We start from the raw sequence: 16,477 nt of genomic DNA, 5'->3' as shown, positions 1-16,477 counted from the left end.
GTCATGCCTTTTGCTTATTATAAAGTTAAATCAATGGCAATAAATTGTACACCAAGCGATCGCCGAGCTTGTAGGTTGGGTTGAGTAGCGACATCAAAAAAGTTACATCTAACTTTTGAGGTTATGTTGCTCAAAGCAGTGCGATCGCCAACAGAAACGCAGGTCTGACCAAAGTTGCCGAAGATGTGAGTTAAAATACCGATATCTTCAATAACTACTCACGCAGAACGCCCCGAAAAAAGCGATCGCTATGCTTCAGTATCCTCATCTCGAACAAGCGCTAAAATATCACTTCGGTTATGATCAATTCCGCCCCGGACAACGGCAAATTATCGAAGATGCGCTGCAAAATCGAGATTTAATGGTTGTGATGCCGACTGGTGGGGGGAAATCTCTGTGTTTTCAGTTACCGGCACTGTTGAAAAATGGTTTAACGGTGGTGGTGTCGCCATTAATTGCTTTGATGCAAGACCAAGTAGAAGCACTGCGAAATAATAATATTAATGCAACATTTCTCAATAGCAGCTTGAATGCTTACCAGGTGCGATCGCGGGAAGAAGCCATACTCAGTGGTAAAGTAAAATTACTATACGTCGCCCCTGAACGTCTGCTGAGTGAAAGATTTCTACCGTTTCTCGATTTAGTTAAAGAAAAAATCGGTATTTCTAGTTTTGCTATTGATGAAGCGCACTGCGTTTCTGAGTGGGGACACGATTTTCGTCCAGAATATCGCCAGTTAAAATCTTTGAGAAAACGCTATCCTGATGTTCCTACTGTCGCCCTCACCGCCACAGCAACCGATCGCGTTCGTAGTGATATCATTCAACAATTAGGGCTGAAGCAACCTAGCATCCATCTTGCCAGTTTTAACCGGGAAAATCTTTATTACGAAGTTCGTCCTAAAACTAAATATGCTTACGCTGAATTGTTAGAACTAATTCGAGAAACTGAAGGTTCGACAATTATTTATTCTTTAACTCGGAAAAAAGTTGATGAACTTACTTTTAAACTGCAAAATGAGCAAGTTATTGTTTTGCCTTATCACGCCGGATTAACTGATGAGGAACGTAGTAGTAATCAAACGCGATTTATTCGAGATGATGTCCGAGTTATGGTGGCAACAGTCGCCTTTGGCATGGGAATTAATAAACCCGATGTGCGGTTGGTAGTTCACTTTGATCTGCCCAGAAATATAGAAAGTTATTATCAAGAATCGGGTCGGGCAGGTAGAGACGGAGAACCATCTCGGTGTACAATATTTTTCAGCTTTGGTGATGTTAAAACAATTGAATGGAGTATTGATCAAAAAAATGATCCTCAAGAACAGTTGATTGCTAAACAACAACTGCGGCAGATGATCGATTACGCAGAAGGCACTGATTGTCGGCGAACGATTCAACTGGGTTATTTTGGAGAAAGGTTTCCTGGGAATTGCGGTAACTGTGACAATTGTCGTCATCCCAAACCCATGCAAGATTGGACAACTGAAGCCATGAAGTTTTTATCTTGTGTGGCACGTTGCAAAGAAAGATTTGGGATGCTACACATAATTGATGTGTTGCGGGGGGCAAAAAAAGACAAAATTATCCAGTACGAACACGATAAACTTTCTACCTATGGTATTGGCAAAGATAGAACTCTAGATGAATGGCGAATGTTGGGGCGATCGCTTTTACATCAAGGCTTAATAGAACAGACTAGCGATGGTTACTCAGTTTTAAAACTAAATGCCTTAAGTTGGCAAGTAATGCGAAAACAACGCCCAGTTTCGCTAGCTGTAACCACAGTCCAAAAGATTACCTGGGAACAGGGGAGTGAAAAAGCAGAAGAAGCAGAAGTATTATTACAGAAATTGCGATCGCTACGTAAACAATTAGCTGATGAACAATCTGTACCACCTTACGTCATCTTCCACGATTCCACTTTAAAAGTGATGGTACAGGTACAACCCCAAACATTAGTTGAATTTGCCAAACTTTCTGGTGTAGGTAGTCACAAACTCGCTCAATATGGCGAAAAGTTTATTACAGAAATTCGCGCCTACCGCCAAGAAAAAGGGTTGCAAAATAAATCTGTTACTTCCGCTTCCGTATCATCTCCCAATTCATCTTCTTACACCGAATTACAGACATTACAATTACATCAACAAGGTTTAAACATCGCTCAAATTGCCCAAAAACGCAACCTTAGTCCGGCAACAGTTAGCAATCATTTAGAGAAATTAATTGAAAAAAATCAGCCAGTTGATTTAAATCAATTAGTACCTCTAGAACATCAAAAAAAAATTTGGCAAGTTTTAGAAGTACTTGGTGATATTTCCCTCACTCCCATCAAAGAACAACTAGGTGAAAGCTACACTTTTGATGAAATTCGCTTATTACGGAGTAAGTGGCGGCGCGAAAATCGTAAGTGATGATTTGCTTAGGACGAGTAATAAAATCGAATCAATCATTGTTTCGTTATGAATGACAAACTTTTCCTCGTTCCCAGGCGGAGCCTGGGAATGCATTCATTGAGTCTCTGGCTCAATGTCTAACTGGAGGCAGCAGCTCCTAATTAGCCATTCCCATGCTCTGCATGGGAACGAGAGAACAATGGGAAATCGAGCTTTTTTCGACTTTTGTGTATACCGTAGCCTGCTCCCCCTGCCTCCCTTAACAGATAAATTTGCTTAACCCAAGCGTATTGGGCTTTAGGGGCGTACAGATTCTCGATATGCTACACGATGCCTACGGCGGCAAGCTACGCAAAACTACATAATTCGGTAAAATTGGGTAAAGCAATTTTTGCGCTTGTTAAATAAAGGCATCAGCAAACCCATGCAACTGAAACTCAGTGCATCTCAACTTCCCTTCGCTTCCTTTTTGTTAATTGCCCCCTTTTTCCTGTGGGGGACGGCAATGGTAGCCATGAAAGGAGTCATACCCCATACCACACCGCTATTCATGGCGGGAGTGCGTCTGATACCAGCAGGGGTGTTAATTCTGATAGCAGCAGCATTTATGGGTAAACCCCAGCCCAAGGGTCAGGCTGCATGGCTGTGGATTGCCTTATTTGCCCTAGTAGATGGAACTTTGTTTCAAGGCTTTTTAGCAGAAGGATTAGTCAGAACCAGTGCGGGGTTAGGGTCTGTGATGATTGACTCGCAACCCTTGGCTGTGGCCTTGCTGTCGTTGTGGCTATTCCAGGAACACATTGGTTTTTGGGGATGGCTGGGGCTAGGCTTGGGAGTCGCAGGCATTAGTTTAATTGGCTTACCTGATGAGTGGATTTTACATTTTTTTAACTCAGGCGCAAATATTACAATCGGCAACTGGCAAGATTTGTTTGCTAGCGGCGAGGGGTTGATGCTGTTAGCAGCACTGTCAATGGCAGTGGGAACAGTGTTGATTCGGTTTGTGTGCCGACATGCTGACCCAGTAAGTGCTACGGGATGGCACATGATTTTGGGTGGATTGCCACTATGGGGAATTTCATCAGTTGTCGAATCCCAGCAGTGGGAAAATCTAGGAGGATCTGATTTAGTGGCTTTGGGTTATGCTACCGTATTTGGCAGTGCGATCGCCTATGGTTTATTCTTCTACTTTGCCTCTAGTGGCAGTCTCACCAGTCTTAGTTCCCTTACCTTTCTCACACCAGTCTTTGCCCTACTATTCGGCAATCTCTTTCTCTCAGAAGTCCTCAGTTCCTTACAGTGGGTAGGTGTTTTCCTGACTTTAATTAGCATCTATCTCATCAATCAACGTGATACTTTAGCAGGGCAAAATAACGTTACAGTCACCGTCGGCGAAATAGCTAACATACAGCAACCAATTTCAGAAGCATCGGCTAAAAAATTGAACCCCCTAACCCTAGCAGTCAGAGAATCCAAAACAGAAATTTTGCCATAAGCAGTAAGTGTGTTCAATTTTGAATTTTGAATTGTTAATGTGGTATCGAAGACTTCAAAAGCACGTCCAGGCTGAAACTTGCAATATGAGGCTACGCCGTTCTTCAATCTTGATATTTACCTGTTTTTCTTGCCTGGGTTTTTACCCAAATCGCGCAAGCACAGCCACTCCTAACCTAGCGCCTGAAATTTTAGAACTTGCACAAGCTAGTTCAAGGGTTTCTACCAGTCCGGCTGTTTTAAGCCTTGGTAGTCAAGGAACAGATGTGCAGAGACTACAAACTCAATTAAAGCAGTTGGGATACTACAGTGGCGTAATAGATGGAAAGTACAGCCCCAGTACGGAAATTGCTGTAGCTAAATTTCAGAAAGTAAAGGGTTTAAAAGTAGATGGTATTACTGGTCTGGCGACTAGGGGGAGACTGCAAGCAGCTTTGGCTGCCAAAGCTGCCAAAAAAAATCAGTTTGTCAGTTCTTCACTAGTGGCCTCTCCAGCGCGGGCTTCCAAGCCAACTGCACAACCCACACCAACCGAGAGAGGTTTTGTCTGGTGGTTAGTAGTTGGCATCGGAGTTCTAGGATTTATTGGCGCACCTCTGTACCTGCTCACGTGGTTTCGTAAGGTCAAAAAATTGCAAAAGTCCGAAGTATCAGATACTAAAAGTTTGAGTGAAGCTAACAAAGAGGTGATTACACCACCTTTAGTAGAGACTGTAACTAATCCAGAAACAGCTACACAACTACTGCTAACAGAAAAAACTTCTCGTCTGGCTAAACTCAATATCGTTGATGAATTAATTCAAGACTTACGCAGTGCTGAACCAACGAAGCGGCGCAAAGCTATTTGGGATTTGGGTCAACAGGGAGATTCGCGGGCAATTCAACCTATGGTTAACCTAATGATTGATGCCGATTCTCAAGAAAGCAGCTTAATTTTGGCAGCTTTGGCAGAAATTGGCACCCGCACACTCAAACCGATGAACCGTGCTTTAGCAATCTCACTCCAAGATGAAAGTCCACAGGTGCGGCAAAATGCAATTCGTGACCTGACGCGTGTTTATGACATGATGAGTCAAATGAGTCAGATGTTACATCATGCGCTAAATGACCCAGATGCCGAAGTGCAAGCAACGGCACGATATGCTTTGACTCAGATGAATCGAATGCGTGCCTTGCCGGAACAACAGAGTCTACCGGAAGAAGAAGAAGATTCCCACAACGATTCAAAACTATAAGCCTAAAAATATTTCAACTGGACTTGGATGTTAGTGTTTGGTCCTGCCACCAAAAATGCTGCTTCGCCAAATTTGGGTGCACTTGTGCGAACTTCAGGGTTGCTGGAAAACCCAAAGCCTTCGCTTGGTATGCCAAAGGCATTACTATTGAGAGTGCGGTCATTATTCTGATCGTGAATAATAGCAACGGCGTAACTACCTGCTTTCAAGTTCTCAAAGGTCATAAGCAGGGGAGTGTCAGTAATTTTAATACACTGTCTTTGTAATACGCGATCGCCATCGCTGGGAAATCCTTTACTACTAGTAAATATATTCGCACAAACTTGTCCCTCTTTATTCTTCAATCCATCAATTTCTACGGTCAGTTTGCCGTTAAAATTTGCTTTAGCACTAAATGGCCATGCCAGATTTCCCAAGACTGCTAACAGTAGCATACTAATTTTCAATTCTTTTACCATAAAACTTTTACTAAGGTGGGTTTTGACTTTGATTGCGATCGCGTAGTCCGTCGTAGGTATCGCGCAGATTCATGCTGACATTATTTAGCTAATATCCACAAGCATCTTGTTATATTTTATCTATGGATTTGTTTATAAATCCCACCTGTTCGCAAAATACCTTTTTTCCAATCTCCCGCTTTGTTGCTATACCACCTCAAAATAAATTTACTAGCGTGATGTCGGTCAAAGCAACAATTTGACTGTTACAAAAATGTAGAAAATAACAAGAGTTTATAAACTCTGGCGAGTAATGCAACTGGCGAAAATATAATACTGATACTCGCTCACGGGTATCAAAGGTTCATCAACGATGCTCAAAGGTTCATCAACGATGCTCAGAGGTTCATCAACGATGCTCAGAGGTTCATTTACGAACCTTCGAGCCTTAGCGAATCAAATTTGCAGCTACATAAATAAAGTCCGCCTACACGGACTGATGATTTGAAAATCACCTGCTAGAATTTTGTCTGTGTAGGCGCGGTTTATAACTGCCAACCTAATGCTAAATTTATTCAGCTTCAATAAAACCTTTAATCGTTTCCACCGATACGCTCACAAGTGGATTTTTGAATATGGCATCTAATGCCTGTTTTAATGCTTCCGTGCCACCTGATTTTAACGCATTGAGCAATCTAGCTTTAATTGTAGGATTGCGCTTGATTTCCTGATGAATTTCTGCAACTACAATATCCGGGTTTTGAGATTCGACTATTGTGGGGTTTGTCTTTGCCAGTTGTTCTAGCAATTGCTGAATCTCTTTTGCTGCTTCTGCCAGATTTTGTTTTTGTGCTGGTGTATAGTGGGCAGTAACATAACCTTGATTAGTTTCAATTATTTGAACGATTCCAGGTTGATTGATGTTGAATTTAGAACCTTGAGAATTTTCTGACATAGTTTTGTCTTGGACTGGGGGAGAAGTTGCGATCGCATGATTGTAGTAATTGCAATTATCTTGAATTGCTGTAATCACTTCTAGTATTGTGTATGTACGGTTTTCAACTGTTAATATCATCTCAGAAAGTTTAGATAGTAGTTCAGGAATAAAAATATCTTTTTTATTTAATACATAGGCAGCATATGCAGCAAAGTCAGAGTTTTCGTCTTGTAAAGCTTTTAGTATATGAGTAAATATAGTGTTATTTAAATTATTAACGCCAATTTGAGCTAACCAATGGACACAATCAAAGCGAACTCTCCAGTGTTCATTATCTAAAGCTTGTACAAGAGCATTAATTGCCTCCGCAGTACCAATTTGACCCAACAAATAGACAGCAGTTTTACGAATAGCAGGGTTTTCGTCTAGCAAGTTTTGGCACAGAGAATTAACTGTTGCCTCCTGACGAATTCTATCTATATCGAAAGAATGGGGATAACTGTATCCAAGTATACCTTGACTTCTTTTAATTGGCCCTAATCCCAAAAATATCCCAGGCCAACTTCTAATATTAGAAAAAGCATTAGAGTGAACATCAAAACCTCTATCCGCCAAATTTTGAATTAGCTCAGGAATCTGTTCCTTACCGCATATTTGCGCTAACTTCTCAAGAGCAAAGCTACGAACAACGTTGTCTTCTTTATCTAAAACCTCTATTAAATCAGAAATAGCTGCTTCACCAGCTATATCACCCAAAAGGTAGATAGCCTGCTGACAAATCATTATATTTTCATCTTTTACAGCTTGTTTTAGAGCAGGAATTATTATTTTAGTCCCAATTTTTTCTAGGGCATCCAATGCCTCCCGACGAATCCAATCGTTTTCATCTTGCAACGCCTGACTCAGAGCAACAATAGTTGCCTCATTAGCAATTTTTCCTAGCGCTTTGGTAGCAAACCAACGAACACTATTATCTTGATTTTCTAGAGCTTTGAACAGAAGGGGAATTGCACAATTCGAGCGTGTGGTTCCTAAAAGCCATATTTTAAGTTGTTGAGGAATTTTTAGTTTGGCAATTAAACCAACAGGTTCTTCCCCAAACTCTCGCTTTACCTCACCTGCCAATCTTGATCCTAACTTCAAATCTACTTCTAGGGCTAACTTAACCACTCGCAGCGCCTGCACTTCATTATCCACCAGCGCAAACATCAGCGCTAAGGGTTCTGTCCATTTGAAATAATTTAGATAATCCCGTTTCAGCTTGTCATTATTAATATCGGGAAGCTGTTGTAATAACCTTTCAGCAGCATAATATTCCTGAAGCAACAGGTGATGAAACTCAATGTAATCCGGGTCACTCGCTACTTGGAGCAAATGCCATTCCAACAAATCCTCTAACCACTCATGAGCCTTTTCCATGTTCGTGACATCGGGTGTGCGTTCGCCAGCCAGAAAAATGGCTAGTGTTCTCTCTGCCTCATCCTTACGAATAGTTCTGGGTTTATAAGGAGCGATATGCGGATCACCTTGAACCGTAAAAGCGAGATAGCTTAGTAGATGGGACGTAAAACGACGCGATTCCTCAGAAACGTTTTTAAGTCGTCCGGGTTTAAATTCCTCATACCGTCGTGCAAATTCCTTGCGGAACAGATCGCCTCGGTTTGTAGGAATTTCATCACCATTCTGCTCAAAAATATCGCACAAAAACTTCAGCAACAGTGGCGTTTCTGCTAACTCTCGAAGCTGCCCCTTAATCTGCCGCCACAGTTCCCCACCCGTTTCAGGCAAACGCTTTTGAATAAACTCCCATATCTGAGGTTCAGTCAGTGGCAACATCACTAGTTTTTTAGGAATGTCTAAATTCGAGCTTGAACCAAGTTCTCGCGTGGTAAAGATTAAAGGAGACTTTGAATCAGTACATAACTGTCTAAATTCATCTACTTCCTGCCAAGCTTTGTCATTTGGTAATTCATTCAACCCGTCTAAGATCACCAACAATCGTTTATCGCGCAAGAGAGCTTTTAAGGTTTTCTTATTCAGGTCAAGCCACTGTTCCAGTTTTTTTTGAATTGCTGCCAACACTGAACTCCTAAGACCGCGCAGTTCAATCAGGATAGGGATTGGGGGAATTTCACTCTTGCCTTGCTCGATTGCTTCGACACAGCACCGAGACTCTTCCCACAGCAACCACCGCACCGAAGTTGATTTTCCCGACCCAGGCTTACCTACTAGCAGTATATGCTCTGGAGCATACTTCCTTAATCCTTTTAAGACATTTATTTTTTCTCTGTCTAGCGCTTCCCCTCCTGGTTGCTGTGATTGTTCTGTTTGCGCCATCAAACTCAAATCCAACCGTCTTTGAGATTTCTTCAGTTCAGATCGTTGACGGTCTAAAGCATCGGTCGGTGTATAAAATTCTTGCAAATCCCTGTATATATCGTTATCACAGAGGGATTGTAGATATGCTTGAAAATCAATGCTGTGGTCTGCAACCATGCCAGTTAATCGACCGAGGAAAGTTAAGCGCTGTTTTCTATACTACACAATAAAATATGTTTGGAGTGCATCAGCTTTCTATTGATAATCCCAGAATTGTGTTAGGTGCGATCGCTAAATCTTCAGTTTCTTCATGTACACTCATTTGACCTCTGGATGATAATTATCGTACATCTATGTTTATAAGGTAGCTTCGACTAGCGTAAGTTTACACTTCTCAAGTAATACTAAGAGAATGTTGATTTCTCAAGAGTTTTTCTATGAATACATTCTTTCATCGGTTTGGTCAATTACTTAAATATCTGCGTACCTTGACAGCAATAGGTCTGCTATGTTTGGTTGTCGCCTGGTCACTACCTGCACAAGCTGCTAGCACCATTAATTCGCAACTTGAACAGCAAGTATTACAAATTGTCCGCGAACACCCAGAGGTAATTATCAAATCTGTTCAAGCGTATCAGGAGCAACAACAACAGAAAGTAAAGCAAGCACGGCAAACATTTTTACAGGATTTAAAAACGAATTCTCAAGCGGTGATTGGTGAGTCTCCTACTACAGGTTCAGCTGAATCAAAAATTGTGCTGATAGAATTTTCAGACTTTCAATGTCCTTATTGTGCCGAGATGCATAAAACCTTAAAAAAATTGCTGGCAAAGCATCAGGATCAACTAAGATTAGTTTACAAGAATTTACCGCTAACTTCAATTCATGCTGAAGCATTGCCAGCTGCAACAGCAGCTTGGGCGGCACATCAGCAAGATAAATTTTGGGAATATGAGGATGCCTTATTTACTAATCAAAAGCAACTGGGTGAGGCGTTATATTTAGATATTGCTAAAAATCTGAATCTAGATTTGGCAAAATTTAAACGCGAGATTACCCTTGCCACTCCGGCAATTACCAAAGATATTCAGCTAGCTGAGAAGTTGGCTGTTCCTGGCACACCTTTTTTTGTAATTGATAGTCCAACTTTTTCAGGAGTGGTTGAGCTATCAGACGTTGAAAAGATATTGGCTGATGCTAGGTAAATGGGTGTATCTGGTAAAGGAACGAAAGAAACATCTCTACCAAATAGATTTATGGCGTTGCTGATTGCAGTATGAATTTTGTTTCGCGCAAAGGCGCAAAGACGCGAAGAATTTAAATTTTAGATTTTTAAAACATTAACTTTCATACCTAATTCAGCAACGCCAGATTTATTACAGAATTTGGAGAAAAGAAATGTAATACTAATTCAATTAATGAGAAATGTAATACTAATTCAATTAATGATTGCAACACACCCTTCGTTAAAGACGCGATTCATCGCGTCTCTACAGATGGTCTATTTGTCGCATTCTTTTTTCAAATTGGTATACTTTTCCTTTTCTCTTGATAAACTAATCGGCATTTAAGTTGCATGAAGGTAGGGCTGAAGCCCTTACTACAAGCGAATCATTTTGGAAAAATGAATGACGATTAGCTTACTCGCTCGCGGACGAGTCTTTGATACTCGTGAGCGATCTTTCTATACTAATTCTGTAAGCTAAAGTGCCACACCAGTAGAGTGCGTTAGCCATAGGCATAACGCCCCGTACAAAATAAGAAGCTGACAATTCAACTTCCCATTTTCTTCTGCCCCCTGCTCCCCTGCCTAGCTCCTGCCAAACACACTGCCAAGGGCACGCGCCATATTTTGCGGCTGCATTGCATCCATTGCGGCGGTAGGTTCGTAGCCGCAGTGAACCATACAATCGGCACACTTGGGATTACCGCTAGCACGGCCGTATTGACTCCAGTCAGTTTCTCCTAATAATTCCTTAAAGGTAGAGTAATAACCTTCGTTCAGCAGATAGCAAGGTTTTTGCCAACCGAGAACACTATAACTAGGGCTACCCCAAGGTGTACATTCGTAGTCTTTCTCACCAGTCAGAAAATCTAAGAACAGTGGATTGTGATTGAAGTTCCAATTTTTTTCACCAGCTTTCAAAGGAGCCAGAATTTCCCGGAATAGGGCGCGTGTTTGTTCACGGTGGAGAAAATGATCTTGATCTGGTGCCCACTCGTAACTGTATCCAGGAGAAATCATCATCCCGTCAGTATTTAGTGTTTCCAGAAAGTCGAAGAACTCTTGCATATCTTTGGGTTGAGTACCTTCAAAGATAGTAGTGTTAGTGGTGACACGAAAGCCTTTAGCTTTAGCGGCGCGAATAGCTTTGACAGCAATATCAAAAACACCTTTGCGATCGACACAATGATCGTGCAGATCCCGCATCCCATCTAGATGCACGCTAAAAGTCAAGTAAGGGGAAGGCTGAAACTTATCTAAGCTCTTTTCTAACAACAAACCATTGGTACACAAGTAAATATACTTCTTGCGCTGAATTAATCCTTGGACAATTTCATCAATTTGGGGATGTAGTAAAGGTTCTCCCCCAGGAATTGAGACAACCGGTGCGCCACACTCTTCCACTGCGGCAAAACACTGTTCTGGGGTCAGGTTTTGCTTTAAAATTTCCGTTGGATGCTGGATCTTACCACAACCTGTACAAGCGAGATTGCACCGAAAAAGAGGTTCTAACATCAATACTAAAGGGAAGCGTTTACGTCCTTTCAAACGCTGAGTAACAAGATACTTCCCAATATCCATAGCTTGTTGTAAATTAACTGCCATTGTTGCGATCGCTCCTCTTTATATATCTAAAAACACCACATTAGGGATGCACATCTGTGCTAGCTAGCCTACTATATTTACTTGATGTGCAACTTATCCTTAAAACCCCACTTCCATTCCTCTCCCCCACAGGGCTATGGTGTACACAAGTTTCTTGACTCGCACCTTTGATGCATCGACGTGCACCTTTGTTGCATCGACTCGCACCTTTGATGCATCGACGTGCACCTTTGATGCATCGCCCTGCACCTTTGATGCATCGACGTGCACCTTTGTTGCATCGACGTGCACCTTTGATGCATCGACGTGCACCTTTGATGCATTGACTCGCACCTTTGATGCATCGCCCTGCAAAAATTAACCCACCCTACACGCAGCAACTTTAAAAGACTTGTGTGTACAGTGATTCGATAACTTGTGTGTACACCGTAGCCCCACAGAGAGAGAGGCTTTAATTCTTGCTCCCCTTCCCTTGTAGGGAAGGAGTTGAGGGTTAGGTCTGAGAGAAAGTTGCACACGGCGTTATTATTTTTCATTTCACATACCCCTGAGCAACAAACCAATCCACAGCATCCTTAAGTGCCGCCTTCAGCGAAGATTGAGGTAGACCCAACTCTCGTACAGCCTTTGCCGCATCGTAATACATAGGTTGTTTCGCCATCCGAACGCCATCCAATGGCACTGAGGGCGATTTTCCCAGTGCTGCGAGGATCTTTTCATCAACCCAGGCAACACTAAGGGGCAACCAAGGGGGTACAGTTCGTTGAGGTGCCAGCAAGCCTGTGATGTCGGCGAGTTGTTCCAGTAGTTGCTTCAGACTAAGGTTTTGATGACCTAGTATATAGCGATCGCCTGATTTACCGTGCTGCAAAGCTAGTAAATGTCCCCATGCCACATCCCGCACATCAATAAAATTCAAACCAGTATCTAAATAAAAGGGCATTTGCCGTTGCAAAAACCGTAAGATTATATCACCTGTGGGGGTCGGTTTGATATCTAACGACCCAATGGGGCTGCTGGGATTGACTATAACTACCTCCTGACCTGAATTAGCGGCTTCCATAGCTATTTGTTCAGCCAGAAACTTTGACTTTTTGTAGTTACCCACCAACTTTTCTAAAGGACTCTGATGTGTTTCATTCACAACTTCCCCAGGTGATCCTACCCCAATTGCCGCCACTGAACTCGTGTAGACGGTGCGCTCAATGTCAGCCTTACTAGCTGCTGTTAACACATTGCGCGTACCTTGCACATTGTGACGATAAAGTAATTCCCGGTCTGCTTGCCACAAAGAATAATGGGCTGCAACATGAAATAGGTATTGACAACCTACCATCTGTCGCCAAAGGTTTGGATCATTCAAATCGCCTTTGACAATTTCCACCTCCAAGCCGCGTAGATTCTCCAGGTTGCTGCTTGAGCGTACCAGTGCTTTAACTGTGTAACCCTGTTGCAGCAACAAGCGTACTAAGTGGGCACCAATAAAACCCGTCCCCCCTGTGACAAAAACCTTTTGATATTTGGGATTTAGCAATTTTGGATTTCCTGTTTTGAATAGCGACTGGGGACAGTTAAACTAATTCGTGATTAAGTTTTGCAACAGAGATTTTAATTAGACATCAAAGCTTGCTGCTCCTTTTTTTATTCTCGTAATAAAGTCAACTCTGCATCTGAGAGGTTGTTTGAAAAGTGGTTGGCTGTGATTTTAGGTACTCAGAGATCCCCCCTAGCCCCCCTTAAAAAGGGGGGAACCGGAATCAAAGTCCCCCTTTTTAAGGGGAGCCACTGCGTTGGGCGGGTTTCCCGACTTGAAGCACGTGGCGTGGATTTAGGGGGATCTGGAACGTTTTGCTACCGACAAGAGGACTTTTCAAACATCCTCTGAGAGCGATCGCACAGAGGTTTATCAAACTCACATTGCAAGTAACTCAGTTGCCCAGTCTGTGATAATATAAGTCTCAAAGATAAGTATTTTTACTATTACAAATTGTTAAGGATCAAGTATGGAACCTATTTCTCTAATTATTGCAGCTTTAGGCGCTGGTGCGATCGCTGCTACTAAAGATACCGCAGGAACAGCCGTTAAAGATGCCTATCAGGGATTGAAAACGTTGATTAAGAAGAAGTTTGAAAGTGAACCAAAAGCCCAAATGGTTCTGGAAGAACACGAAACAGATCCTGAAACATATAATGCACCACTTAAAAAGAAATTAGCTGAAGCTGGTGTTGATCAAGATGCGGAAATTATTAAGTTAGCGCAGGAGTTACTGAAACAGGAAAAGCCTGAAGAGTCAGCAGCAGGTAAGTATGACACAGTGTTTCAAGCAGAAGTTAAGGGCGCGCAGGTTGGCGATGGCAACAAACAGGAAAATAAATTTGGCTAGAAGCCACTGGAGTCTCTAGATGGCTGAGGAGAGTTCTAACTATAATTCAACGTTTCAAAATGAAGTCAAAGGTGCTGTAGTTGGTGAAGGAAACATTATCTACAACTACTTCTACTCTAGGGAAGAAGTAAAACCTGTTGATTTTGCGATCGCTGTTGATGAATATCTGCCTTGTCCTTATCAGGGTTTGTTTCATTTTGGCCCCAATGAGGCTGAGTTTTTCTTTGGGCGTGAAATATTTATAGAAGAACTTTATAGTGCAACTAAAACCAATAATTTTATTCCGGTGTTAGGTGCATCAGGAAGCGGTAAATCTTCGGTGGTATTAGCTGGATTAGTCCCTAAGTTGCAAAAAGCAGGTCATTGGCAGTTTACTCACTTTCGTCCTGGTTCTGATCCTTTCCATGCGATCGCTTTAGCTCTTGTTCCTCTTTATACACCTGATTTAGATCAAACTGACCAAATTGCCCAAGCCCGAAAGATGGCTGGTTACTTGCAAGATGGCTCTGTTCCTCTCTCAGACGTTTTTGCTAAAATTCGGCAAAATCACCCTAATCATCGGGTGCTACTGATTGCTGACCAATTTGAAGAAATTTACACACTCTGTAACAATCAGGAAATACGCCGTAAGTTTCTCGACTGCTTATTAGCCAGTCTAGAAACTCCTATTTCTCTGTCTTCATCGGCTACGGTGTTGGTGACAACGATGCGGGCAGATTTTTTGGGAAATGCTCTCTCCTATCGTCCCTTTGCTGATGTCTTGCAAAATGCTGACTTGAAACTGGGGCCGATGAATCGGAAAGAACTAACAGAAGTCATTGAAAAACCTGCCCAAAAATTAGGGGTGACATTTGAAACAGGACTGGTAGAACGCATTCTGGATGATGTGGAAGACCAACCGGGAAATTTACCTTTGCTAGAGTTTGCATTAACAGAGTTGTGGAACAAGCGATCGGGTAAACTATTAACTCACAAAATCTATGAAGAAATTGGTCAAGTAGAAGGTGCGTTAGCGCGCCATGCTGATGAAAAATATGGCAACTTGACAGATGACGAGAAAGAAAAAGTCCGGCGGATTTTTATTCAATTGGTACGTCCGGGTGAGGGAGCAGAGGATACAAGACGCATAGCGATGAAAGCGGAATTGGGGGAGCAAAGCTGGTCTTTGGTAAAAAAATTAGCTGATGCTCGGTTGGTGGTGACAAGTCGCAATCTCAGCAGTCAAGAAACGGTGGAGGTAGTTCATGAAGCTCTGATTCGTAATTGGGGAGAATTGCGAGAATGGATGAATACAAGCCGCGTTTTTAGAGCTTGGCAAGAGCGACTGCGAGGAGCAAAGGGACAATGGGAAGCAACGAATCGAGATTCGGGTTCATTGTTGCGTGGTGCAGCTTTGGCGGAGGCAGAAGAAAAACTGAAGGAACGCCCAGAAGATTTAATTGATGAGAAAGAATTTATTGAGCAGAGTATCCAAGAACAACAGCGCCTCAAACAAGCCGAAGCAGCTCGCAGAAAGCGCGAAATCAGAACCGCCTGGGGGATTGCGGCTGGTTCTTTGGTGGCGATGGTAATTAGCGGTGGATTGGGTTTCACGGCATGGAATCAGAAAAACCAATCGGAACTCAATCAAGCCGAATCTCTTGGTCGATATTCTTTGTCTCTATTGAATGAAAATAAACACTTAGAGGCTTTTGTCCAAGCAATCAAGGCGGGAAAATTTCTGCAAAGCCAACATACAACTAACCCAGAGGTAATGAATGCTTTGCAGGTAGTTAGTTTTTCAGGAACAGAACGCAACCGCTTGCAAGGACATGATGGCTTTGTCAGGAGCGTCAGTTTTAGCGCCGACGGCAAGACATTGGCTTCTGGCAGTGATGACAACACGATCAAACTCTGGAATCTAGAGACAGGAAAGGAAATCCGCACCCTCAAGGGACATGATGGCATTGTCTTAAGCGTCAGTTTTAGCGCCGACGGCAAGACATTGGCTTCTGGCAGTGATGACAAGATGATCAAACTCTGGAATCTAGAGACAGGAAAGGAAATCCGCACCTTCAAAGGACATGATGGCTTTGTCCATAGCGTCAATTTTAGCGCCGACGGCAAGACATTGGCTTCTGGCAGTAAGGACAAGACGATCAAACTCTGGAATTTAGAGACAGGAAAGGAAATCCGCACCCTCAAAGGACATGATGGCTTTGTCTCTAGCGTCAGTTTTAGCGCCGACGGCAAGACATTGGCTTCTGGCAGTGATGACAAGACGATCAAACTCTGGAATCTAGAGACAGGAAAGGAAATCCGCACCCTCAAGGGACATGATCGCTCTGTCTATAGCGTCAGTTTTAGCGCCGACGGCAAGACATTGGCTTCTGGCAGTGATGACAAGACGATCAAACTCTGGAATCTAGAGACAGGAAAGGAAATCCGCACCCTCAAGGGACATGAT

At 42.6% G+C, this 16,477-nt stretch carries 11 protein-coding genes; 7 read left to right on the top strand and 4 right to left on the bottom strand.

The annotated features are described in order from the left end of the window. The first annotated feature begins 250 nt into the window (after positions 1 to 250). The 3 genes from recQ to F8S12_RS10780 all read left to right on the top strand — a co-directional run bounded on the left by recQ (position 251) and on the right by F8S12_RS10780 (position 5,124). Positions 251 to 2,413, top strand: a complete 2,163-nt coding sequence (gene recQ / locus F8S12_RS10790) for a DNA helicase RecQ (RefSeq protein WP_196516293.1) — start codon at positions 251 to 253, stop codon at positions 2,411 to 2,413. A gap of 406 nt (positions 2,414 to 2,819) precedes the next feature. Next, positions 2,820 to 3,890: a DMT family transporter gene (locus tag F8S12_RS10785; RefSeq protein ID WP_196516292.1), complete on the top strand. Its 1,071-nt coding sequence runs from the start codon at positions 2,820 to 2,822 to the stop codon at positions 3,888 to 3,890. Between the two features lie 85 nt (positions 3,891 to 3,975). Then, entirely contained in the window at positions 3,976 to 5,124 is a 1,149-nt protein-coding gene (locus F8S12_RS10780; RefSeq protein ID WP_196516338.1) for a peptidoglycan-binding protein, read from the top strand. A 2-nt stretch (positions 5,125 to 5,126) separates the two neighbouring features. Here F8S12_RS10780 and F8S12_RS10775 read toward each other — a convergent pair whose 3' ends face one another. Together F8S12_RS10775 and F8S12_RS10770 are read right to left on the bottom strand one after the other, a co-directional pair. Beyond that, positions 5,127 to 5,582 (bottom strand): DUF2141 domain-containing protein, encoded by a 456-nt coding sequence (locus F8S12_RS10775; protein WP_196516291.1) that lies wholly within the window; start codon positions 5,580 to 5,582, stop codon positions 5,127 to 5,129. Between the two features lie 550 nt (positions 5,583 to 6,132). Then, a complete protein-coding gene (locus F8S12_RS10770; RefSeq protein ID WP_196516290.1) occupies positions 6,133 to 8,994 on the bottom strand; it encodes a HEAT repeat domain-containing protein in 2,862 nt (953 codons plus the stop codon). Between the two features lie 260 nt (positions 8,995 to 9,254). Here F8S12_RS10770 and F8S12_RS10765 point away from each other — a divergent pair, with 260 nt between their 5' ends. Continuing rightward, entirely contained in the window at positions 9,255 to 10,022 is a 768-nt protein-coding gene (locus tag F8S12_RS10765; RefSeq protein WP_196516289.1) for a DsbA family protein, read from the top strand. Positions 10,023 to 10,627: 605 nt separating this feature from the next. Here F8S12_RS10765 and hpnH read toward each other — a convergent pair. Then, on the bottom strand, positions 10,628 to 11,647 hold the full coding sequence (hpnH, locus tag F8S12_RS10760) for an adenosyl-hopene transferase HpnH (RefSeq protein ID WP_196516288.1): 1,020 nt from the start codon (positions 11,645 to 11,647) through the stop codon (positions 10,628 to 10,630). A 170-nt stretch (positions 11,648 to 11,817) separates the two neighbouring features. Between hpnH and F8S12_RS40500 the strand changes: the two genes are divergently transcribed. Further along, complete coding sequence (locus F8S12_RS40500; protein WP_230967936.1) at positions 11,818 to 11,973, top strand: hypothetical protein; 156 nt, start codon at positions 11,818 to 11,820, stop codon at positions 11,971 to 11,973. 206 nt (positions 11,974 to 12,179) lie between these two features. Here F8S12_RS40500 and hpnA read toward each other — a convergent pair whose 3' ends face one another. Further along, on the bottom strand, positions 12,180 to 13,181 hold the full coding sequence (gene hpnA / locus F8S12_RS10750; protein ID WP_196516286.1) for a hopanoid-associated sugar epimerase: 1,002 nt from the start codon (positions 13,179 to 13,181) through the stop codon (positions 12,180 to 12,182). Between the two features lie 469 nt (positions 13,182 to 13,650). On the opposite strand from hpnA, the gene F8S12_RS10745 reads away from it, so the two are divergent. Continuing rightward, complete coding sequence (locus F8S12_RS10745) at positions 13,651 to 14,031, top strand: hypothetical protein (protein WP_196516285.1); 381 nt, start codon at positions 13,651 to 13,653, stop codon at positions 14,029 to 14,031. Between the two features lie 19 nt (positions 14,032 to 14,050). Continuing rightward, positions 14,051 to 16,477, top strand: a 2,427-nt coding sequence (locus F8S12_RS10740; protein WP_196516284.1) for a WD40 repeat domain-containing protein, incomplete at its 3' end; no start/stop codon positions are given.

It is taken from the genome of Nostoc sp. WHI, assembly GCF_015714725.1.
Classification (GTDB): Bacteria; Cyanobacteriota; Cyanobacteriia; order Cyanobacteriales; family Nostocaceae; genus Nostoc.
Note: the sequence above shows the minus strand (reverse complement) of the source record. Positions and strands in the feature narration are given on the sequence as shown.

Coding starts and splice junctions, on each gene's coding strand:
- hpnH (WP_196516288.1), bottom strand. CDS start 11,647: ATGGCAGTTAATTTACAACAAGCTATGGATATTGGGAAGTATCTTGTT.
- F8S12_RS10785 (WP_196516292.1), top strand. CDS start 2,820: ATGCAACTGAAACTCAGTGCATCTCAACTTCCCTTCGCTTCCTTTTTG.
- F8S12_RS10770 (WP_196516290.1), bottom strand. CDS start 8,994: ATGGTTGCAGACCACAGCATTGATTTTCAAGCATATCTACAATCCCTC.
- F8S12_RS10780 (WP_196516338.1), top strand. CDS start 3,976: ATGAGGCTACGCCGTTCTTCAATCTTGATATTTACCTGTTTTTCTTGC.
- F8S12_RS10765 (WP_196516289.1), top strand. CDS start 9,255: ATGAATACATTCTTTCATCGGTTTGGTCAATTACTTAAATATCTGCGT.
- recQ (WP_196516293.1), top strand. CDS start 251: ATGCTTCAGTATCCTCATCTCGAACAAGCGCTAAAATATCACTTCGGT.
- F8S12_RS10775 (WP_196516291.1), bottom strand. CDS start 5,582: ATGGTAAAAGAATTGAAAATTAGTATGCTACTGTTAGCAGTCTTGGGA.
- F8S12_RS10745 (WP_196516285.1), top strand. CDS start 13,651: ATGGAACCTATTTCTCTAATTATTGCAGCTTTAGGCGCTGGTGCGATC.
- F8S12_RS40500 (WP_230967936.1), top strand. CDS start 11,818: ATGCATCGACGTGCACCTTTGTTGCATCGACTCGCACCTTTGATGCAT.